Source organism: Ursidibacter arcticus, assembly GCF_009761375.1.
Lineage (GTDB): Bacteria > Pseudomonadota > Gammaproteobacteria > Enterobacterales > Pasteurellaceae > Ursidibacter > Ursidibacter arcticus.
In genome coordinates, this window is record NZ_LEKM01000115.1 from 1 (window position 1) to 22714 (window position 22714).

The window sequence follows — 22714 nt, forward strand, 5'->3', positions numbered from 1 at the left end:
CTAAAATCGATGTTCTTCAATACGATTTTTAATTTTCAGATGAACGAATAAGTTCCTTCAATCTGTTCCCCTCTTTAGCAAAGAGGGGTTAGGGGAGATTTGGCAGTCGTAAAAACGAAGTTCATACGTTGCCCATCTCTATAAGCGGTTACTTCTTCACAAGATTTTGCAAATTTCTCTCAACATCTCACCGCTTGTTACGGTAACTTAAAATTCCCTTCACCAACTTCAATCACATTCCCACCAACATAAATTGTCTGTTGTTCATCAAGCCTTAAAGAAAGGCGGTTTGCTCTGCCCATTTGATCGCCCTGATGAATTTGACGGATAAGCGGAAATTTTCCTTGTGAGAGAAAATAAGCCCCTAAATTTGCACAGGCAGATCCTGTGCCACTATCTTCAAGCATAACGCCATTATCCCCATAGAAAAAACGGCTAAAGATAGTGTCATCTTGCTCATACCAAACATAAATCGCGGTTCGTCCATTATCTTGTTGGCAAATTTGTGCTAACTGAGCAAAATCTACCTTAATTCGTTCAAGACTTATGTGGTTTTTGAGCTGTAACAGCAGTTGTGGTGAGCCACTATTTAGCCAATAAGCTGTTGGGGATATATCACTTTCACTTAACCCTAGTGCATTCGCGAGTTCGGTTACTTTCGCTTTACTTGCCTGAATGGTGTAACCTGTAATCGCCATCTCCATTTTTGCATTTTTTCCGCATAATCTAACCGCTTTCGCAGGGGTATTTAGCACAAATTGTTCAGGTAAATTTTGCTGTTGCTGTAACACATAAGCACAACCTAAAGTCGGATGTCCTGCAAGCGGTAGTTCATAAGCTGGCGTAAAAATGCGTAGATCCGCCACTGCATTTTGTGAACGAAAAGCAAATACCGTTTCACTTAAATTAAACTGTGTTGCGATCTGCTGCATTTCTTCATCGCTCAAGCCGTCCGCTTGGGGAAATGCCGCCAATGGATTACCACCAAAATGGCTTTCGGCAAAGACGTTTACCAATTTGAATGGGTAAGTTCGCATTAGTGTTCTGCTCCAAATTGTTGTTCAAATAACAATTTCTGTTGTTCTATTTCCTGAACAAGTTCTTCTTCACTTGGTAAATAATGGATATATTTACTGGCGAAAAGTTGTTCATTTCCATTCAACACTGAATATTTTGCAACGATGCTATCTGTTTCGGTGCAAAGTAATAACCCAATAGTAGGGTTATCATTTGGCTGTTTTCTTAAATCATCATACATTCGGACATACATATCAAGTTGTCCAATATCTTGATGTGTTAGCTTATTTGTTTTTAACTCTACTAACACAAAGCATTTCAATATGTAGTTATAGAAAACAAGATCAATAAAAAAATCGCTACTTTCTGTGCGGATATGTTGCTGACGAGCAACAAATGCAAATCCTTTGCCAAGCTCTAGCATAAATTGTTGTAAATCATCAATTAGTGCTGTTTCTAATTCAGCTTCTGTATATGCCTTATTAGTTGGTAAATTGAGAAACTCTAGAACCATTGGATTTTTAATAAAATCACTTGGCTTAGGTTTTCCAAGTTGCGGTTGCATTTCCTGTTTAACTAGCTCTTTATTTTTGCTTGCTAATAAGCGGTCATAATAAAGGGTTGAAATGTTTCGATCTAATGTTTTAATTGACCAGTGATTTTCAGCTGCTTCAGTGAGATAGTAATGACGTACTTTCTCGTTTTGAATTTTTAATACACGATGAAAATGCGACCAACTCAATTTGGAAAACAGTGTTTTCCAAATCTTTAAATCAGAAAACATTAAATAAAATTGGCGGAAATTTCGAATATTTCGTTCACCAAATCCTTTTCCAAATTCTCGAGTTAATTCGATAGAAAGTTGCTTTATGATTTCTTTACCATAATCTGCACGTTCTTTACCGAATTGTTCCTCTTGAACAATTCGTTCTCCAATACGCCAATATGCTTCAACCATAGCTGAATTGATAGCACTATATGCTTGTTGGCGTGCCATTGTGAGAATATGTTTTATTTCACCGATGTAACTTTGAGTTAAGTTCGTCATTTGCAAAAGTCTTCTAAAATCTTACCGCTTACTATGCTGTTTTCGCCTTTCTCAATTCAGTGATAAAACGGTCAAATAAGTAAGCCACATCATTTGGACCTGGACTCGCTTCTGGGTGTCCTTGGAATGAAAATGCCGATTGATCGGTTAATTCAATACCTTGTACAGTTCCATCAAATAAAGATCGGTGAGTCACTCGTACATTTGCTGGTAGGCTGGCTTCATCAACTTCAAAACCGTGGTTTTGGCTCGTAATTAGCACTTTTTGGCTATCAAGATCTTGTACAGGGTGGTTGGCGCCGTGGTGTCCGAATGTCATTTTTTTCGTTTTTCCACCTGCAGCTAAACCAAGTAGCTGATGCCCTAAACAGATGCCGAAAATTGGTTTTTTTGTGGCTAATAATTTTTGAATAGCGGAAATTGCATAGTCACAAGGTTCTGGGTCGCCAGGGCCATTGGATAAGAAAATACCATCTGGATTTAATGCTAATACGGCTTCTGCGGATGTTTTAGCTGGGACAACCGTTAAACGGCAACCACGCTCTGCTAACATTCTTAAAATGTTATGTTTTACCCCAAAATCGTAGGCAACGACGTGAAATTCTGGTTTAGTTTGCGTTTCATAAGCTTTACCATCATTTGAAACAGGTAAACGCCATTCGCCTTCTGTCCATTGATAAAGCTCGTTGCACGTTACGCGTTGAGCAAGATCTTGCCCAGCCATTGAACCAAAGCTTTTTGCTAATTCCAAGGCTTTAGCTTCATCTGTACCTACATAAATACAGCCAGCTTGAGCACCTTTATCACGCAGAATACGCGTTAAACGGCGAGTATCAATATCTGCAATAGCAACGGTTTTATTTTTTACAAGGTAATCTTGAAGGGAAATATTAGAACGGAAGTTGCTGTGTAAAAGTGGGAGATCACGAATAATTAAGCCTGCGGCATAAACGGAACGAGATTCTGTATCTTCGTCATTTGCCCCTGTGTTACCAATATGGGGATACGTTAAAGTAACAATTTGATGATGATAAGAAGGATCGGTAAGAATTTCTTGATAGCCTGTCATTGCAGTATTGAAGACCACTTCACCAATGGTAAAACCATCATAACCAATGGATTTTCCGTGAAAAACTGAACCATCTGCAAGAACAAGAATTGCTGGTTTCGACATTATTTTTACTCCTAATAATAAACTCTGTTGGTTGGTACTTTCGAGTCGCCATTAACCTTTGCTAGAAGTAGGCGACTAAGTTTAATAGAGCAAACGATTGCATTCAAGTTAAACTTGTGAAAAGTCTCAACATAAGCATAAATATGAAATTTAATTCATTTATATTGCATTTTTATTCATAAGTAAATAACTAATCTGAAATTTTGTTTTTATCGAATCATACAAGCGGTTAAAATGCGGTGTTTTTTTACAAAGTTGAGAATTAAATGAAAAAATTTGAATTTGGCGATCAGTTGATCGCAATTGTAAAACGAGATGTAGCCCCAGCATTAGGTTGTACTGAGCCAATCTCACTTGCTTTAGCGTCTGCTATTGCGGTGTCGTATTTAGGTTCAGATTTAGTACAGATTCAGGCAAAAGTTTCACCAAACCTAATGAAGAATGGAATGGGGGTAACTGTGCCTGGAACAGGTATGGTGGGATTGCCAATCGCTGCTGCGGTAGGTGCGATTGCAGGCGATGCGAATGCAGGATTGGAAGTATTGAAAAATATTCAACCCAAAGATGTTGAACAAGCAAAAGCAATGCTTGATGCAAACCAAGTCAGTGTTGATATTGCCAATGTTGATTTTCCCCTTTATTCCGAAGCTCTTGTATTAGGTGAACAAGGTTGGGTTAAAGTCTGTATTCAAGATTCTCATACAAATGTTGTACTGATTGAGAAAAATGGCGAGATTTTATTTCAAAAACAAGCGGAAGTGGTTGAAATAGCTGATGATTATCACTTTTTTGAACAGCTTACTGCACAAAATATTTATGATTTTGCAATGCAAGCTCCCCTTGAGCAAATTGCTTTTATTGCCGAAGCTGCTAAGCTCAATAGTGCCTTGTCTAAAGAAGGTTTAGAGAAGGAGTACGGTTTACATATTGGTAGGACATTACGCAAACAAATTGAACTTGGACTACTTTCAAATGACTTACTTAATCGGATTGTAATTGAAACAACAGCCGCATCAGATGCTCGAATGGGAGGTGCATTACTGCCTGCAATGAGTAATTCTGGTTCTGGTAATCAAGGAATTGCGGCAACAATGCCATCAGTCATTGTTGCTCGCTTTGTTAATGCGAATGATGAACAACTGATCAGAGCATTATTTTTATCACATACCATTGCAATTTATATCCACAGTAAATTACCAAAGCTCTCCGCATTATGTGCGGTTACAACAGCTGCAATGGGAAGTGCTGCGGGAATGGCATACTTGCTTGGTGGACGTTTTAATGCCATTAGTATGGCTATTTGCAGTATGATTGGCGATATTAGCGGTGTGTTATGTGATGGTGCAGCAAATAGCTGTGCAATGAAAGTTTCTACCGGTGTTTCATCTGCTTATAAAGCCGTACTAATGGCATTAGATAATAGCCGAGTAACAGGTAATGAAGGCATTGTGGAACATAGCGTAGATAAATCAATCAATAATCTTTGTGCCATTGCTACGAAAAGTATGGTGTATATGGATAGACAGATTATTGAAATAATGAGTACAAAAGAGCAAGATTGCTAATTTTTAATAACAGAGAGGTTTTATGGCAAACAACACACATTCTCCTTTACCGTTATGGTCGGTGATTTTACCCATTCTTGCGTGGGTTATTTATTTTGTTGGGGTAAAAGATAGTTTATGGCTACAAATTGGTGGCGGAGCATTATTGATTGGTAGTGTCCTTTCTGCTGTTCACCACGCTGAAGTAGTGGCTCACAAAGTTGGAGAGCCATTCGGAACAATTATTTTAGCTTTAGCAATTACTGTTATTGAAGTTGCACTTATTGTATCGCTAATGATAGCAGGCGGTGATAACGCAGCATATCTTGCACGAGATACCGTATTTGCAGCGATTATGCTGATCTTAAATGGTATTTTAGGTGGTTGTTTATTGATTGGTGGACTGAAACACCACGAACAATTTTTTAGTAAAAAATCTGTTAGTACAGCATTAGTTACGCTTATTTCAATTTTAGCGTTTACCCTAATTTTGCCGAATTTCACTACCACAACAGAAGGCCCAACATATAGCCCATCACAGCTAGTCTTTGTTGCAATCGCATCGTTAGTGCTTTATGGGGCATTTATTATGGTGCAAACCGTTCGCCATCGTGATTATTTCTTAGCTGATGACGATAACCCAGAGCATCACGCCGAGCCACCATCAACCAAAGTAGCATTAATCAGTTTGTTACTGTTAGTGGTTTGTTTAGGAATAGTTGTCTTACTTGCAAAAGCACTATCACCAACAATTGAGAGTATGGTGGTGAGTGCAGGTGCACCTCTTGCACTCGTTGGGGTTATCATTGCTGCAGTGGTGTTAATGCCAGAAGGGTTAGCTGCTTTAACTGCCGCCAGCCGTAACCGCCTTCAAACGAGCGTAAACTTAGCATTAGGCTCGGCATTAGCAAGTATCGGTTTAACTATTCCATCGGTTGTTATTGTGTGTCTAATGTACGACATCAATATGGTTTTAGGCTTAGACTGGAAATCAATGGTTTTACTTGCATTATCCACCTTTGTGGTAATGGTTTCACTCAACCACGGGCGTTCTAATATGCTCTATGGGATCGTGTTATTAGTAAACCTAGCTGCATATGTTTTCACGGTGGTTGTGCCTTAGGAAATCTGCGTTAAGTGTAGAAGATCATATTTACTCTGATCTTCTACATTTCAATCAATCGAAGTTGTGCTTAGTTTATGGTTTAACGTGGAAATCTTTTAAAGAATCTTTTTCTGTGGCAACTGTTTCTTCTCCACCACTTCCATTTTTACCGAGTCTAATTGTTGCTCCGAAAACGCCGCGATAATCCTTTTCATCTCCTTGAGTTTGATAGAAAATACCGCCAATATCTTGCCCTCTATCTCCGTAAAATGCACCTTGTGTTTGAATTCCGTCATATAATCCTGAAAATTTATTGCCATCAATAATCCCACCAAGGACTAATTTGGTTTGATTATTTTCTACGTCTACTTTTACCTTTTTATTTGTAATATCTGCAATCGCTTTTACATTAAATTCTTTATATTCTCCGTCTTTTCCGTAAAAAGCTGTACCAGAATCATACAACCATATACCTTCTGTTCTCATTGGGCTTAGTGGTTGAGCATCAGAATATTTGCCGTAGTATTTGGAATATGGTGATAATACAGCTTTGGTTTCAGGTGTTAAATGTCCTTGAACAAATAAGGTTTCTTTATTATTTCCATCTATAATATAGCCATACCGTAGTTGTTCAAAACCTTGTTCTCGATAATCTTCATCGTTATCTGAAGGTTTAATTGGCAAAGAACTTACTTTTCCTTTGTATGTATTATTACCACTTGTTACATTTAGCAGCTTAGCTTTATAAGGTTGATCAAAGTCCTTTTCATAATTTGCGATACTTTCTTCTTTGGTGTACAAGTCTATTTTAACGCCATCTAAATAGAGATGATTTAAGTCTTTCTGATCGGCAGGAAGCTCTTGGCTGACAAAACGATTATTTTCAATATTAAGTGCTTTACCATTTACATTTGAAAACTCACTTGTACCATAGTCTAATTCGACCTCAGCAAGTAGTGGATCATCACTTTTGTATGTAATATTGCTAGGAATTGCTTTTTTAATCACTTCAATGTTACTTTGAAGGCGAGCTACCTCTTCAGGCGATTCTGTTTGTTTATTTTCTTCAGCTTTAGGTGTTTCTTCAGCTTTTGTGGTTTCTTCAGCTTTAGGGGCTTCTTCAGCTTTAGGAGTTTCTTTGGCTGCATTATTCACCGGATTAGACGTTGCTGTGGTATGAGATGTTTGAGGATTAGGTTTATCTGATACACAAGCAGTGATTGCTAATGCACAGGCAGTTGCAATGAGGCTTAAATGTAATTTTTTCATAAGTTCTCCAGAATGGTTTTGTAAAAATAATTAAATAATGTCAATTATTGTAACATTTTTGCCATATGTTTATCAATACAAATAATAATAGTTATCATTTGTGTGTTAATTGTATTTTATTAAACATCTTTCTATTATGAGAATTTTGCGTCCTTTAGGGGCTTTGCTATAATCACTTAGTATTTTTTAAACAGAATAAAAAATTATGGGATTATTTGAGTCAATTTTAAGCATTATTTTGCTGATTATTATCAGTGCAATTATTTCATCTGGCGAAATTTCTTTAGCGGGAGCAAGAAAGCTAAAATTACAGCAGATGGCAAATGATGGCGATTTACGCGCTAAGAAAGTTTTAGAACTTCAGGAACAGCCTGGGCAATTTATTACCGTTGTACAAATAGGACTGAATATGGTTGCTATTTTAGGGGGGATGATTGGTGAAGGGCAGATCACACCTTATGTCTATGCGTTTTTATCCAAATATAGCCAAGCCGAATGGTTACAAAGCGTATCATCTTGGTTATCCTTTGCGTTGGTTACGATGTCTTTTATTGTATTTGCTGATTTAATGCCAAAACGAATGGCAATGGCGAGTCCTGAAAAAGTAGCTGTAAAAATGGTCGGTATTATGACCTTCAGTATTTTCTTATTTAAACCTTTGGTATTGTTGTTTGATAGTTTAGCCAATGGTTTATTCCGCATCTTACGCATTTCAACTATTCGCCAAGAAAGTATGACGCCTGAAGATATCATTGCGATCGTGGATGCAGGAGCTGAAGCTGGGGTGCTAAAAACACAGGAACATTATTTAATTGAAAATATTTTTGATATGCAACAGCGTACCGTTACTTCAACAATGACAACACGCGAGCATATTGTATTTTTAGACAAATCGTTTACACGCCAGCAGACTTTAGAAACCTTACAGCAAAATTCGCATTCTAAATTATTGATTACCGATGGCAGCCTTGACAAAATTATCGGCTATGTTGAATCACACACGCTATTAACGCTCTATTTGCAACAAGATATTGTTTCGCTGACGGATAATCGAGTACTACGCAAGGCACTTTATATTCCAGATACGCTTTCGCTTTATGAAGTGCTTGAGCTGTTCAAATCATCAGGGGAAGATTTCGCAGTCATTATCAATGAATATGCACTTGTGGTTGGGATTGTAACCCTAAACGATGTGATGAGTATTGTGATGGGTGAACTTGTTTCTAATGAAGAAGAGCAGATTGTTCGCCGAGATGAAGATTCGTGGTTAATTGATGGCTCAACACCATTAGAAGATGTAATGCGTGCATTGAACATTGAAGCATTTCCAAACCAAGAAAACTACGAAACAATCAGTGGATTTATGATGTATATGTTACGAAAAATCCCGAAAAAGACCGATTTTGTGCTATTTGAACAGTATAAATTTGAGATTATAGATACTGAGAATTTTAAAATTGATCAGCTGATGGTATCTCTACGCAAAGACATTAAAGCGGAGGAATAATGGCAATTACTTTATATCATAATCCTAAATGTAGTAAATCGCGTGAAACTTTGGCACTTATACAACAAGCAGGTATTGAGCCGATCATTGTTGAATATCTCAAGACGCCCCTTTCACAAGAGACAATTCAAAGGTTAATTCAAGAAAGTGGCATTTCATTACAAGATGCATTACGTACAGATGTTGATGAATACACTCAACATATTGTTGGAAAGAACCTTTCAGACGATGCCATTATTCAGTTAATGGCACAATACCCAAGATTACTAAATCGCCCTTTTGTAAGCGGTGAGAAAGGGACAAAATTTTGCAGACCACCAGAGTTGGTAAAATCATTGCTCTAACATTTGCAAAATATTTAACGAAACAGACCGCTTGAATTCGACAAGCTAAGGGAAATAATGAAAAACATTCTGCTACTTAATGGACCAAATCTAAATATGCTAGGCAAAAGAGAACCACAAATTTATGGTTCTCAGACATTATCTGATATTGAACAACATTTACAACAACTGGCTAAACAACAAGGTTTTCAGCTTGATTATTTCCAAGCTAATGGTGAAGAACCGCTCATAAATCGTATTCATCAAGCATTTGGAACGGTTGATTTTATTATTATTAACCCTGCTGCGTTTACGCATACTAGCGTAGCTTTGCGTGACGCATTATTATCAGTGGCAATTCCGTTCGTTGAAGTGCATTTATCGAACGTCCACGCTCGTGAACCTTTCCGCCACCACTCTTATCTAAGTGACATTGCCAAAGGAGTCATTTGTGGGCTTGGTGCAAAAGGTTATGAATATGCACTCGATTATGCAATTCAGTCATTAAATAATGTATAGGTTTGTATTTTTATAGGCATAGTAGACAAATTTGTTGCTAACCTTCCACTATGCCCAATTATTTTCCTCCCAAATCTCTTTCCATCAAATAATGTTACTATCGGTCTTCTTCCACAGCATATTTCTTCTATAACGGCTTATCTATTGATTTATTATGTTACTTTATCAAAATCCTACCGCTTATTTCTAACCGACAATTACCATTAAGGCGATAATCGACTTTTATGCCATTGATTATGCTGGAGTTGATAGCAAATACGGTCGTGCAAGCGACTTGGGCGACCTTGCCAAAATTCAACATAATTTGGGATCACCAAATAACCGCCCCAATGCAGTGGACGTGGCACTGATAAAGGGTGTTTTAATGTCAAGGTAGCCGCTCTAGCAAGCAATTCTTGTTTACTTTTTAGCGGTTGGCTTTGGTAGCTTGCCCAAGCACCGATTTTGCTCGTATAAGGGCGAGTTTGAAAATAAGCGTCCGATTCTTCTTCAGCAATTTGGCTAATGATACCTTCAATCCGCACTTGGCGTTCCAGTTCTGGCCAAAAGAATGTGAGAGCGACATTTTCGTTTTGGCTAATCTGTTGTCCTTTACGGCTTTGATAATTCGTGAAAAAGATAAAGCCTTGTTCGGTAAGCTCTTTCAGCAATACCATTCGGCTTGAAGGTTTATTATCTTGAACGGTTGCCACGTTCATTGCGGTCGGCTCATTTACTTTAGCGTTGATCGCTTCTGTTAGCCATTGTTGAAATTGTGTTAGTGGATTATCTGCACACTGTGCTTGGGAAAGAGCTTGTTTGCTGTAATCTTCTCGAATTGCGTGTAAATCCATCTTCACCACCTATAATGCAAATTGAGGATAATATCGCTCACTTATCCTAACAAATTCTCCTAAAGAAATCACTTTAAAATCAGTTTTTAATCCCCTTGCTTGTAGATCATTCTCTAATATAAAAAGATTTGTGATAGTTGCAAAAATCTCGGGGTATTTGACCGCTTGTAATACACCGTCTTGCCATAAAACAACGGCATCTTCAGGCTGAACTTGTGAAAGGATTGATTGTAGTTGATGAAGATCGTATTGTGCTTTTGAGAAGGTATAAAGCATAATTTTTAAACCTATAAGTTAAAAAGTCAGTATTTTTTCTGCTTGCTGTAATAGTGCAAAAATTTGTTGTCGCTCGACAAAATGCAATTCATCTAATATCCATTCTGCTTGCTGTAATTGCCGTTCTTCAAGGGAATTTTGACAAATAAAACATTCACTCAGCTCGTAAAGCTCAAGTAATTTGAATGTAGCAATATGATCTTTTTGTAAAATCTGAGTTGGATCTTGATGAGCGATTAAATTAAACACACCGTCATAGATAAATACAATCGCAATTTCATCTTCATTACAAAAGGCACTTGCAGCAAGCAACGCATCTAACCCCTCTCGGCTAGTGCTTGAGCCAAAAGGCGGTTGGGTAAAAACAATGGCAAGTTTATATTTTTTCATTTTACAATGTCAGTAATCGATCGGAAGTTAAAACAGCTTGGCTAAATTCACCTAACCCAGCCAATACAAAGCCTTCAGCAAGATTATGTTCCACAATACCGCGGCGTTGGGCGGCGGCAATACAAAGATGTAACGACAAGCGGTAAGTTTCGGCTAAATTTTTCCATTTTTCGACTAAATTGATCTCATCGCTGGCAGGATCAACCCATTTATTCGCATTGCTGACCCCTTCTTGAAAAAAGAAAATTTGTGAAATGGAATGACCTGCCGCTAATAATTCGTTGGCGACTTGATAAGCTAAATAGGCAGATTGCGAGCCATATACACTGCCTTTGATGGCAAGAACATAGTGCATTATTCGTTATCCTGTTTGATCTGGCGAATATAGAGATAAACGGTATGGCGGGAGATATCTAACCGTTCTGCAACTTGGTTAATGGCATCTTTAATATCAAAGATCCCTTTTTCAAATAAAGTGGTTACAATCTGGCGATTTTTATTGTTGTTCGCCACATTGCGATCATTTTGGATTTCATCAATCGTGCTTTCTATCGTCTGTGCCACCAAGTCTTCAACGGAACTGGCAAAATTCACGTTAGTATCTGTTTCTTGTGGTGCAATAAAAGTACTTAAAAATTGTGAAACGGGCACGTCTAAATTCAAGTTGATACAAATTAGCCCAATAACGTGCTGTTTGCCATTACGAATAGCGATAGTAATCGACTTCATCAATACTCCGCCTTTTGCACGAGTAAAATACGGTTTTGATACGCTATCCGTTTGCATATGATGAAGTGACCACAAGGCTCTATCGGTAATAGGTGAACCAATCTTACGGTCGGTATTATGCCCATTGACGATATAAATTGCCGAATGTTCAAGAAACTCTAGGGAATGTAGCACGATTTCACAATGCTCTCCAATTAAGGCAGCAATACCATCAACGACAGGGAAATAAGACGCTAAAATAGCGTGATCTTCATCAGAAAGAGGATTAAATGTTGCACTCATTACAGATATCCAAAATGAAATCCCCCTTTACTTAAAGGGGGAAATAAACTTATTTTGCAGCTTTAAAATCAAGCAATTCAATTTCAAAAATCAGTGTTGAATTTGCTGGAATTTTTCCTGCCTGACGATCGCCATAACCTAATTGTGGTGGTAATACGATTTCCATTTTTCCACCTTTTTTCAGCATTGGGATAGCTTCAATCCAACCTGGGATAAGTTGATTTAATTGAAACTCAATCGGCTCTTTACGCTCGTAAGAACTGTCAAAAACTGTACCGTCTGTTAATGTACCTTTATAGTGAACTTTTACGGTATCCGTTGCTTTTGGTGACTCACCTTCGCCTGTTTTTTCAATTTTATATAGCAAGCCAGATTCTGTTTTCTTCACACCTGCTTTTTTCTCGTAATCCGCACGATATTTATCGCCTGACTCAGTGGTTGCTTTATTTTTTTCCGCTTGGATTTTTGTTTCTTGCTCAAGCAAGTATTTATCTAAGGCTTCAAGCTGTTTTTTAAGATCTTCATCGGTTAATTTACCGCTTTTCTTCAATGTGTCTTGAACGCCCGCTAAAATACGCTCTTGGTTATAAGAAAAGACATTTTTTTGCGACTCAATAACGCCTTCAATATTTTTGCCCATCAACACGCCAACAGCATAAGATGATTCATCAACAAATTTAGGGTCAGCTTTCTCAGCTAGGGCTGTTTGTGCAGTAAAAATTGCACCTGCAACAATCGCAACAGCCGAAAGTTTAGTTTTTAACATAAGTTTTCCTTTAAAAGTGTGTAAAAACAAAGTGGGATAGGGTAAAGTGTATTCTTTTTGAATACAACCTTTTTATGATGGATATGACAACAAATCTTGAAAAAGTGCTGGATTATTTAACCGAACTTGAAACTAAAGTCGCTTTTCAGGAGCAAACGATTGAAGAATTAAACCAAGCGTTAATCACACAGCAATTTGCTGTCGATAAATTACAAAATCAGATGCGACATTTAGCAGAAAAGCTCAAAGGAATGCAACCAAGTAATATTGCAAGCCAAGCGGAAGAAACACCACCGCCACATTATTGATACAAAAATGAAATATAAAATCTCTTTATTATGCCTATTCAGCTTATGGTTAGCGTTGCCATTACAAGCGGATATTCAACGAATTTTTGATAAGTCAGTGAATAATAAGCGGTTGGATTTTGTGGGTAATTTGCGAAAAAGTCAGCAAAACGAATCGCTTTTTAAAGATGGAAAAGGCTACTATTCCTATAAAAAAGCATTGGATATTCCTTTACCGAAAGACAAGGTGTTAATCCAATATTTTTATGAATATGGCTGTCAGATCTGTTTAGATGCAGATGATTATTTAACCGAATATGCGAGACGAAATAGCGATAAAGTCATACTGGTACGCTCGCCTGCTTTTCCGAAAGGTTCTCGTTTTACCGCTCAAATGAATGCAACCTTTACAGCGATTGGTCGCCCAGATTTGAGTGATAAATACTTATTTGATAGTGCACATACCAAAAACAAAAGAGAATTGGTTGAAAATAATGATGCGATCAAACGGTGGCTTACGACAAATCAACTGAATATCGAACAATTTCACCAAACTTTCGATTCAGAATCAGTAAAACAGCTCGTTGAACAAGCAGAAAAACATTATGTGCAATATGGCCCACCTATTACGCCTATTGCGGTATTAAATGGAAAATATATTTTAATTCGTAATACGTTATATAACGATGATTACACTTATGCAGTGTTAGATTTTTTAGTTAAAAAACTACAACAAGAACAACAGGAGAAAACCCAATGAAAATAGCAATTATTGGTGCAATGGCACAGGAAGTTGAGATTTTACTTAGCTATATGGCAGAACCTAAAATTACCGAAATCGCAGGCTGTAAAATCTATGAAGGTAAAATTAACAATACCAATATCGCCTTATTACAATCGGGCATTGGTAAAACCGCTGCGGCAATTGGTACAACATTACTGATTCAGCTCACTAAGCCTGATGTGGTTATCAATACGGGATCAGCAGGGGGATTAGATCGCAACTTAAATGTAGGGGATATTGTCATTTCTAGTGATGTTCGCCATCACGATGTTGATGTAACAGCATTCGGTTATGAAAAAGGGCAGCTGCCTGCAAATCCAGCAGGTTTTACACCGAATGCTCAACTAGTTGAGCTTGCGACTAAAGAAAGCCAAAAAGCAGGCTTTAATGCAGTGGTTGGGCTAATTTGTAGTGGAGATCTTTTCGTCAATGGTGCAGATAAGATCGCTCAAATTCGCCAAGATTTCCCAACCGTTGCCGCAGTCGAAATGGAAGCAGCCTCCATTGCTCAAGTTTGCCACGCTTTCCAAGTGCCATTTGTCGTGGTGCGAGCGATTTCCGATGTGGCTGATAAAGAATCCCATCTCTCTTTTGATGAATTTTTACCACTTGCAGCTGAGAAATCCTCCGCTATTGTATTGGCAATGCTTAATAGTGTAGGCTAATTCCTTCCTAGCGGTCGGTTCTTGGCAAAAATTTGCAAAATTTTACGCTAAACCGCCCGCTTATTATCGCTTTCTCTTAATAAATTTTGTACAATTTGCCCCTTTTCCTATTGATATACAATAGATCAATTTTTATTACCTAGTTATTTTTATTGAGATTATTTATGAATTCAGCACCAAACATCGGCTTTATTAGCCTTGGTTGCCCGAAAAATTTAGTGGATTCGGAACGTATTTTGACAGAGCTTCGCTCTGATGGTTATAACATTATTCCAAGCTATGAAGGGGCGGATTTAGTGATTGTGAATACCTGTGGTTTTATCGACAGTGCAGTTCAAGAGTCATTAGAATCTATCGGCGAAGCCTTAGAAGCCAACGGCAAAGTGATCGTAACAGGCTGCTTGGGTGCACGAGAAAATCAGATCCGAGAAGTTCACCCGAAAGTATTGGAAATTACAGGGCCACATAGTTATGAAGCAGTAATGAAACACGTCCATAAATATGTGCCGAAACCAGAGTATAACCCCTATGTTAGCCTTGTGCCAAAGCAAGGGGTTAAATTAACGCCGAAACATTACGCTTATTTAAAAATTTCGGAAGGTTGCGATCACCGCTGTACATTTTGCATTATTCCATCAATGCGTGGAGATTTAGATAGCCGCTCCATTGTGCAAGTTTTAGATGAGGCAAAACGTTTAGTTGATGCAGGTGTTAAGGAAATTTTAGTCGTTTCGCAAGATACTTCTGCCTACGGTTTAGATAAAAAGAAAGAAAATGCGACTAAAACGGTTTTCTGGAACGGAATGCCGATTAAAAATGATTTAATGACGCTATGTGAAAAACTTGGCTCATTAGGTGCTTGGGTACGTTTACATTATGTTTACCCTTATCCGCACGTGGATAATTTAATTCCACTGATGGCTGAAGGCAAAATTTTGCCGTATTTAGATATTCCGTTACAGCACGCGAGTCCTAAAATACTCAAAGCAATGAAACGCCCAGGCTCAATTGAAAGAACCTTAGAGCGTATCAAAAAATGGCGTGAAATTTGCCCTGAACTCACTTTGCGTTCTACTTTTATTGTAGGTTTTCCTGGTGAGACAGAAGAAGATTTCCAACTATTGCTCGATTTCTTACAAGAAGCACAACTCGATCGCGTAGGTTGCTTTAAATTTAGCCCAGTAGATGGGGCTGTCGCTACGGATATGGAAGATCAAGTGCCAGAAGAAGTTAAAGAAGATCGTTTCCACCGTTTTATGTTATTGCAACAAAAAATATCCGCAGAGCGATTACAACAGAAAATTGGAAAAGTATTGCCTGTTATCATTGATGAAATTGATGATGAAGGCATTATTGGTCGTACAATGGCAGATGCACCTGAAATTGATGGTGTTGTTTATATTGATAATTTAACCGAGCAAAATGTCGCCGTTGGGCAAATTATTTCGGTAACAATTACTCACGCAGATGAATATGATCTGTGGGGAACTTGTTAATTTTTCTAGGAGAATAGGAATGACAGAGCAACAAGTACCAAATGTTCTTAGATTTGAGCAGGCTGTAGATAATAAAGATTATGAATTAGCTTGTACCGAGCTCTTATCTATTCTTGGTAAAATTGATAGTAATTTTGGTGATATTCAAGGCATTGAATTTGATTTTCCTAGCCAATTATCAGATTTACAGCAAGATCGTATTATTTATTTTTGTACAAGGATGGCGGTGGGGATCACAACTCTGTTTAAAGATCCTAATTTAGTTGTTTCTTTCGATGGAGCTCAACGCTTTTTAACATTACAGCGTTGGCTGTCGTTAATATTTGCTGCATCTCCTTATGTGAATGCCGATCATATTCTACAAAGTTATAACTGCAATCCAAATAAAGAAGATCCTTTAGATATTCACCTAGAATCGACTGAAGCGGCGGTGATTAAATTCTGTATTCTCTATTTATCAGAATCAAATGTTAGTTTAAATTTAGACTCTCTTTGGGCATTATCGCCAGAATTATGTGCATCACTATGTTTTGCATTACAATCACCAAGATTTATTGGCACAGAAGCATCATTTGCCAAAAGAAGTGCAATTTTACAATGGTTCCCAGATAAACTGGCTCAATTTAATAACTTAAATCGCTTACCTGCAAATATTTCTCACGATGTTTATATGCATTGTAGCTATGATGTGGCACAAAATAAGCATTTAGTGAAAAAAGCCTTAAACCAAGTAATTAGACGTCATTTACTTGAGTTAGACTGGCAAGATCGTGATGTATCCACAATCGGTTATCGCAATGGAAAACCTGTAATGGTGGTCTTGTTGGAACATTTCCATTCGGCACATTCAATTTATCGCACACATTCCACATCAATGATTGCTGCTCGTGAGCAATTTTACCTGATCGGATTAGGTAATGAAGCCGTAGATGAAGCTGGGCGTGCCGTATTCGATGAATTCCATTTATTAAATCAAGCAAGTGTTATTGATAAATTACTTGCATTGAAAAAAGTCTGTGATGAAAACCAAGCAGCCATTCTTTATATGCCAAGTATTGGTATGGATTTAACAACAATGTTTGCAAGTAATGCTCGTCTTACTCCTATTCAAGCGGTAGCTTTAGGTCATCCAGCAACAACATATTCTGATTTTATTGAATATGTTATTGTGGAAGATGATTATGTGGGTGCCGAAGAGTGTTTCAGTGAAAAATTGTTACGCTTACCAAAAGATGCTTTGCCTTATGTACCATCAGCGCTTGCTCCTACCAATGTAGAATATCGTTTCAGAGAAAATCCTGAAGTTGTGAATATTGGTATTGCAGCAACCACAATGAAACTAAACCCTTATTTCTTAGAAGCATTACGCGTGATTAAAGAACGTGCCAACGTAAAAGTACATTTCCATTTTGCACTAGGGCAATCAATGGGAATTACTCATCCTTATGTTGAACGTTTTATTAAAAGTCATTTAGGGGACAGTGCGACAGCACATCCACATACACCTTATCAGCAATATCTAACCATTCTACATAATTGCGATATGATGTTAAACCCATTCCCATTTGGTAATACTAACGGCATTATTGATATGGTAACACTTGGCTTGGTTGGCGTTTGTAAAACAGGCCCTGAAGTACACGAGCATATTGACGAAGGGTTATTTAAACGCTTAGGCTTACCAGAATGGCTCGTTGCTAATACCGTTGATGAGTATGTAGAACGTGCGATTCGTTTAGCTGAAAACCATCAAGAGCGTTTAGAACTACGCCGTCATATTATTGAAAATAATGGATTAGCCACATTATTTACAGGTGATCCTCGTCCAATGGGAAATGTTTTCTTAGCTAAATTAGTTGAATGGGCAGAAGCACATAATTTTACGTTAAATTTAATTTTCTCAACAGAAGAAACTCCATCTGTAAAAAAGAAAAGAACAGTGAAAAGAAAACCTGCGGAGAAAAAGGAAAGCAAAACTACAACGGCTAAAAAAGCAGTAAAAAAGACAACGGAGAAAAAAACAACGGAGAAAAAAACATCTCCATTGAAAGAGGCCGTTAAAAAGCTTAAAAAATAATTTAGTCAGTAAAAATCGGTAAAGAATGGCGTAAATTGTCTTTACCGATTTTCCTATTACTCATTCAAGATGATTACACCGATATTATTCTTATACAAGAAAAAAGCCCCGAACTTTCGTTCGGGGCTTCTCTTCATTATCTAATAACTACTCTTCGTTATCGCTATCAAAACCAGCATTTAATAATGCGGCTAAGTTTTGTGTTGCTTCGTCAGCAATAAAACTTTGTGTTTCAGCTTCAATATCTTCTGCTGTTGCAAAAGATGATGCTGCTGTTTCTAACGCTACGATTTCATCGTTATTTACACGTTTTTTCGAGCGGTTTTGGTGATACGCAAAACCTGTACCCGCAGGGATTAAACGACCTACGATTACGTTCTCTTTTAAGCCGCGTAATTCATCACGTTTACCTGCAACCGCTGCTTCGGTTAATACGCGTGTTGTTTCTTGGAACGATGCCGCAGAGATGAATGATTCTGTTGCAAGAGATGCTTTGGTAATACCAAGCAATTCACGTTCAAATTCAACAAGCGGTTTACCTTCTTCGGCACGTTTACGGTTCACAATCTTAATGCGTGAAACTTCTACTTGTTCACCTTCTAAGAATTCTGAATCGTAAGCATTGGTAATCACTGCTTTACGCAACATTTGACGGACAATAACTTCGATATGTTTATCGTTAATTTTTACCCCTTGTAAGCGGTAAACTTCTTGTACTTCATTCACGATATAGTCTGTTACTGCGTGAACACCACGTAAACGTAAAATGTCGTGTGGCATTTCTGGACCATCTGAGATCACATCACCACGTTGTACCATTTCGCCTTCAAATACGTTGAGCTGACGCCATTTTGGAATCATTTCTTCGTATGCTTCGCCCTCTGCTGGTGTGATCACTAAGCGGCGTTTTCCTTTGGTTTCTTTACCAAATGAAACGATACCTGAGATTTCCGCAAGAATAGCTGGTTCTTTTGGTTTACGAGCTTCAAATAAATCCGCAACGCGTGGAAGACCACCCGTAATATCCTTAGTTGCTGTGGATTCTTGTGGGATACGAGCTAATGCTTCACCCACAGAAATTTCTGCACCGTCATTTAAGGTTACAATAGCTTTACCCGGTAAGAAATACTGTACTGCCGTATCTGTTCCTGAGATAAAGATATCATTACCTTGTGCATCAACCAGTTTTAATGCTGGACGTAGATCTTTACCTGCTGTTGCACGTTCACCCACATCTTGTACTACTACTGATGATAAGCCTGTTAATTCATCGGTTTGGCGAGTTACTGTTAAACCATCAACCACATCGCTGAATTTAATGAAACCGCTTACTTCAGAAATAATTGGCATTGTATGCGGATCCCAGTTTGCTACAACTTCACCCACATTTACTTCTGCACCATCGCCTTTTGAAAGCACTGCACCGTAAGGGACTTTATAGTTCTCTTTGGTACGACCAAAGGCATCAACGACAGTTAATTCGGTATTACGAGAAGTTAAAACAATTTTGCCATCTTTATTAGTAACAAATTTTGCATTAGCTAATTTTAAAGTACCTGCATTTTTAACTTGAATGCTTGACTCTTTTGCTGCCGCAGATGCCGCACCACCGATATGGAACGTACGCATCGTTAACTGTGTACCTGGTTCACCGATTGATTGTGCTGCAATAACACCAACTGCTTCACCTTGGTTAATCAAGTGACCACGTGCTAAGTCACGTCCGTAACATTTCGCACAAACACCAAAGTCTGTGTTACAGGTTACAACTGAACGAACTTTAATCACATCAACGGATTCTGCATCAATCACATCACACCATTTCTCATCAATTAAGGTGTTACGAGGAATCAATACTTCGTCTGTACCTGGTTTTAACACATCTTCTGCTGCCACACGTCCTAACACACGCTCACGCAATGGTTCTTTAACATCGCCACCTTCGATAAGTGGGGTCATTACGATACCTTCGTGAGTGCCACAGTCATCTTCAATGATAACTAAATCTTGTGCCACATCCACTAAACGACGGGTTAAGTAACCTGAGTTTGCTGTTTTTAATGCAGTATCCGCCAAACCTTTACGCGCACCGTGGGTTGAAATGAAGTACTGAAGAACGTTCAGACCTTCACGGAAGTTTGCCGTAATTGGAGTTTCGATGATCGAGCCATCTGGACGAGCCATCAAACCACGCATACCTGCTAACTGACGAATCTGAGCCGCAGAACCACGAGCACCTGAATCTGCCATCATAAAGATACTATTGAATGATGCTTGTTTTTCTGGATTACCTTCACGGTTAAGTACTTCTTCCGTAGATAAGTTTTCCATCATCGCTTTCGCAACACGTTCGTTTGCTGCTGCCCAAATATCGATTACTTTATTATAACGCTCACCTGCTGTTACAAGACCCGAGTTAAATTGTTCTTGGATCTCTGCTACTTCAGCTTCTGCCGCTGAAATAATGCTGTATTTTTGCTCTGGAATAACCATATCATCAATACCAACAGAAGAACCTGAACGAGCAGCGTAGGCAAAACCTGTGTACATAATTTGGTCAGCAAAGATAACAGACTCTTTCAAACCTAAACGGCGGTAGCTTTCGTTAATCAATTTAGAAATCGCTTTTTTGCCTAAGGTTTGGTTGAATAATTTAAATGGCATACCTTTTGGTGCAATCATCCATAAAATTGAACGACCGATTGTGGTTTCCACTAAATTGGTTGAAGCAACAAATTCTCCTGCTTCATTTTTCTCATATTCTGTTACACGAACTTTTACTCGAGAATGTAATTCTGCTTGCCCTGTACGATAAGCTTTTTCTGCTTCGCGTGGGTCTAAGAAATACATTCCTTCACCTTTACCATTTACTTTCTCACGCGTCATATAGTACAAGCCTAAAACAACGTCTTGAGATGGAACGATAATTGGATCACCATTTGCAGGCGAAAGTACGTTATTCGTTGACATCATTAACGCACGAGCTTCAAGTTGAGCTTCTAATGTTAATGGTACGTGAACCGCCATTTGGTCACCGTCGAAGTCCGCGTTGAACGCCGCACAAACAAGTGGGTGTAACTGGATCGCTTTACCTTCAATCAATAACGGCTCAAACGCTTGAATACCTAAACGGTGAAGTGTTGGTGCACGGTTAAGAAGAATTGGGTGTTCACGAATAACTTCAGCAAGAATATCCCATACAATTGGATCTTCACGCTCTACCATTTTCTTCGCAGCTTTAATAGTTGATGCGATACCACGGCTTTCTAATTTTGAATAAATAAATGGACGGAATAATTCCAACGCCATTTTTTTCGGTAAACCACATTGGTGTAAACGTAAGTATGGACCTACGGTAATTACAGAACGACCTGAGTAATCTACACGTTTACCCAACAAGTTCTGACGGAAACGACCTTGTTTACCTTTGATCATATCGGCAAGCGATTTTAATGGACGTTTGTTAGAACCAGTGATTGCACGACCTCGACGACCATTATCTAATAACGCATCCACAGACTCTTGTAACATACGTTTTTCGTTACGCACGATAATGTCTGGTGCAACTAAATCTAATAAACGTTTTAAACGGTTATTACGGTTAATAACACGACGATATAAATCGTTTAAGTCTGATGTTGCAAAACGACCACCATCAAGTGGAACTAATGGACGTAAATCTGGTGGAAGAACAGGTAATACAGTCATTACCATCCATTCAGGTTTATTGCCTGATTGAATAAATGCTTCTAACAGTTTTAAGCGTTTAGTAATTTTTTTACGTTTAGTTTCAGAGTTAGTTTCTTGTAATTCTTCACGTAATAATTCACATTGATGCTCTAAATCTAAATCTTTTAATAGGGCTTGAATACCTTCCGCACCCATTTTGGCATCAAACTCATCGCCCCAACGCTCTTCAGCATCTAAGAATTGTTCTTCGGTTAATAACTGATTTTTTTCTAAATCAGTCATACCCGGTTCGATAACTACATAGCTTTCAAAATAAAGTACACGTTCAATATCACGCAGTGGCATATCTAAAATCAAACCAATACGGGACGGTAATGATTTTAAGAACCAAATGTGTGCAACAGGACAAGCTAATTCGATGTGTCCCATACGGTCACGACGCACTTTAGTTTGTGTTACTTCAACGCCACATTTTTCACAAATTACACCACGGTGTTTTAAACGTTTATATTTACCACATAAACATTCGTAATCTTTTACCGGCCCGAAAATACGTGCACAGAAAAGACCATCACGCTCTGGTTTAAAGGTACGATAGTTGATGGTTTCAGGTTTTTTAACTTCACCGAAAGACCAAGAACGGATCTTATCTGGTGATGCTAAACCAATTTTAATTACATCAAAATCATCACTTGATTTTGATTGTGCTTTTAAAAACTTAACTAAGTCTTTCACGTTTTTGCCCCTGTTTGAGGTTGTTTTTGGCGTGTTCACACACACCCTACGAATTTAGTTGCGATTGCAAGCGGTCTGACTTGTAAAATTTTCTGCAAAATTAACCGCTTGTTCCTATCCCCCTCTTTAGCAAAGAGGGGTTAGGGGAGATTTGGCAGAACTAAAAACGGAGTTCACTGGGAAATTTAACATAGTAAT

General features: G+C 38.2%; 21 protein-coding genes. 10 read left to right on the top strand and 11 right to left on the bottom strand.

Annotated features, from left to right (window positions below):
- Positions 1 to 197: 197 nt before the first annotated feature.
- Genes A1D25_RS03725 through carA form a run of 3 tightly spaced genes read right to left on the bottom strand, consistent with a single transcriptional unit; the run spans position 198 to position 3239 of the window.
- Positions 198 to 1037, bottom strand: coding sequence for a PhzF family phenazine biosynthesis protein (locus tag A1D25_RS03725; protein ID WP_157394353.1), 840 nt, complete (start codon positions 1035 to 1037; stop codon positions 198 to 200).
- A complete protein-coding gene (locus A1D25_RS03730) occupies positions 1037 to 2065 on the bottom strand; it encodes a PDDEXK nuclease domain-containing protein (protein ID WP_157394354.1) in 1029 nt (342 codons plus the stop codon). The genes A1D25_RS03725 and A1D25_RS03730 overlap by 1 nt, the downstream gene beginning before the upstream one ends.
- 31 nt (positions 2066 to 2096) lie before the next feature.
- Entirely contained in the window at positions 2097 to 3239 is a 1143-nt protein-coding gene (carA, locus tag A1D25_RS03735; RefSeq protein ID WP_157394355.1) for a glutamine-hydrolyzing carbamoyl-phosphate synthase small subunit, read from the bottom strand.
- 266 nt (positions 3240 to 3505) lie between these two features.
- On the opposite strand from carA, the gene A1D25_RS03740 reads away from it, so the two are divergent.
- The gene (locus tag A1D25_RS03740; RefSeq protein WP_157394356.1) at positions 3506 to 4804 is read left to right on the top strand and encodes an L-cysteine desulfidase family protein; all 1299 of its coding nucleotides are present in this window, start codon (positions 3506 to 3508) and stop codon (positions 4802 to 4804) included.
- A 22-nt stretch (positions 4805 to 4826) separates the two neighbouring features.
- A complete protein-coding gene (locus A1D25_RS03745) occupies positions 4827 to 5906 on the top strand; it encodes a calcium:cation antiporter (protein WP_157394357.1) in 1080 nt (359 codons plus the stop codon).
- 75 nt (positions 5907 to 5981) lie between these two features.
- Here A1D25_RS03745 and A1D25_RS03750 read toward each other — a convergent pair whose 3' ends face one another.
- Complete coding sequence (locus A1D25_RS03750) at positions 5982 to 7157, bottom strand: transferrin-binding protein-like solute binding protein (protein ID WP_157394358.1); 1176 nt, start codon at positions 7155 to 7157, stop codon at positions 5982 to 5984.
- A gap of 205 nt (positions 7158 to 7362) precedes the next feature.
- Here A1D25_RS03750 and paeA point away from each other — a divergent pair, with 205 nt between their 5' ends.
- From paeA to aroQ, 3 genes are read left to right on the top strand one after another with little or no spacing between them, the layout of a single operon-like run.
- Positions 7363 to 8664, top strand: a complete 1302-nt coding sequence (paeA, locus tag A1D25_RS03755) for a polyamine export protein PaeA (protein ID WP_157394359.1) — start codon at positions 7363 to 7365, stop codon at positions 8662 to 8664.
- Positions 8664 to 9008, top strand: coding sequence for an arsenate reductase (glutaredoxin) (gene arsC / locus A1D25_RS03760; protein WP_157394360.1), 345 nt, complete (start codon positions 8664 to 8666; stop codon positions 9006 to 9008). The genes paeA and arsC overlap by 1 nt, the downstream gene beginning before the upstream one ends.
- 57 nt (positions 9009 to 9065) lie before the next feature.
- Positions 9066 to 9506: a type II 3-dehydroquinate dehydratase gene (gene aroQ / locus A1D25_RS03765; RefSeq protein WP_157394361.1), complete on the top strand. Its 441-nt coding sequence runs from the start codon at positions 9066 to 9068 to the stop codon at positions 9504 to 9506.
- 203 nt (positions 9507 to 9709) lie between these two features.
- Here the strand turns inward: aroQ and pdxH are convergent, their stop codons facing one another.
- From pdxH to fkpA, 6 genes are read right to left on the bottom strand one after another with little or no spacing between them, the layout of a single operon-like run.
- Positions 9710 to 10339 carry a pyridoxamine 5'-phosphate oxidase gene (pdxH, locus tag A1D25_RS03770; RefSeq protein ID WP_157394362.1) on the bottom strand — a complete coding sequence of 210 codons (630 nt, stop codon included), beginning with the start codon at positions 10337 to 10339 and terminating at the stop codon, positions 9710 to 9712.
- A 9-nt stretch (positions 10340 to 10348) separates the two neighbouring features.
- Positions 10349 to 10615: a sulfurtransferase complex subunit TusB gene (gene tusB / locus A1D25_RS03775; RefSeq protein ID WP_157394363.1), complete on the bottom strand. Its 267-nt coding sequence runs from the start codon at positions 10613 to 10615 to the stop codon at positions 10349 to 10351.
- A gap of 18 nt (positions 10616 to 10633) precedes the next feature.
- Complete coding sequence (gene tusC / locus A1D25_RS03780) at positions 10634 to 11005, bottom strand: sulfurtransferase complex subunit TusC (protein WP_157394364.1); 372 nt, start codon at positions 11003 to 11005, stop codon at positions 10634 to 10636.
- A gap of 1 nt (position 11006) precedes the next feature.
- The gene (gene tusD, locus A1D25_RS03785) at positions 11007 to 11360 is read right to left on the bottom strand and encodes a sulfurtransferase complex subunit TusD (protein ID WP_157394365.1); all 354 of its coding nucleotides are present in this window, start codon (positions 11358 to 11360) and stop codon (positions 11007 to 11009) included.
- On the bottom strand, positions 11360 to 12016 hold the full coding sequence (locus A1D25_RS03790; RefSeq protein WP_157394366.1) for a helix-turn-helix transcriptional regulator: 657 nt from the start codon (positions 12014 to 12016) through the stop codon (positions 11360 to 11362). Before A1D25_RS03790 ends, tusD begins: the two co-directional genes overlap by 1 nt.
- 49 nt (positions 12017 to 12065) lie before the next feature.
- Positions 12066 to 12782: an FKBP-type peptidyl-prolyl cis-trans isomerase gene (gene fkpA / locus A1D25_RS03795; RefSeq protein ID WP_157394367.1), complete on the bottom strand. Its 717-nt coding sequence runs from the start codon at positions 12780 to 12782 to the stop codon at positions 12066 to 12068.
- Positions 12783 to 12865: 83 nt separating this feature from the next.
- On the opposite strand from fkpA, the gene A1D25_RS03800 reads away from it, so the two are divergent.
- The 5 genes from A1D25_RS03800 to A1D25_RS03820 all read left to right on the top strand — a co-directional run bounded on the left by A1D25_RS03800 (position 12866) and on the right by A1D25_RS03820 (position 18091).
- Positions 12866 to 13090 (top strand): SlyX family protein, encoded by a 225-nt coding sequence (locus tag A1D25_RS03800; protein ID WP_157394368.1) that lies wholly within the window; start codon positions 12866 to 12868, stop codon positions 13088 to 13090.
- Between the two features lie 7 nt (positions 13091 to 13097).
- The gene (locus tag A1D25_RS11050; RefSeq protein ID WP_240327098.1) at positions 13098 to 13829 is read left to right on the top strand and encodes a thioredoxin domain-containing protein; all 732 of its coding nucleotides are present in this window, start codon (positions 13098 to 13100) and stop codon (positions 13827 to 13829) included.
- Entirely contained in the window at positions 13826 to 14518 is a 693-nt protein-coding gene (gene mtnN / locus A1D25_RS03810; protein ID WP_157394369.1) for a 5'-methylthioadenosine/S-adenosylhomocysteine nucleosidase, read from the top strand. Before A1D25_RS11050 ends, mtnN begins: the two co-directional genes overlap by 4 nt.
- A gap of 164 nt (positions 14519 to 14682) precedes the next feature.
- Positions 14683 to 16014: a 30S ribosomal protein S12 methylthiotransferase RimO gene (rimO, locus tag A1D25_RS03815; protein WP_157394370.1), complete on the top strand. Its 1332-nt coding sequence runs from the start codon at positions 14683 to 14685 to the stop codon at positions 16012 to 16014.
- Between the two features lie 19 nt (positions 16015 to 16033).
- Entirely contained in the window at positions 16034 to 18091 is a 2058-nt protein-coding gene (locus tag A1D25_RS03820; RefSeq protein WP_157394371.1) for a UDP-glucose:protein N-beta-glucosyltransferase, read from the top strand.
- A 147-nt stretch (positions 18092 to 18238) separates the two neighbouring features.
- Here the strand turns inward: A1D25_RS03820 and rpoC are convergent, their stop codons facing one another.
- Positions 18239 to 22516 carry a DNA-directed RNA polymerase subunit beta' gene (gene rpoC, locus A1D25_RS03825; RefSeq protein ID WP_157394372.1) on the bottom strand — a complete coding sequence of 1426 codons (4278 nt, stop codon included), beginning with the start codon at positions 22514 to 22516 and terminating at the stop codon, positions 18239 to 18241.
- Positions 22517 to 22714: the final 198 nt, after the last annotated feature.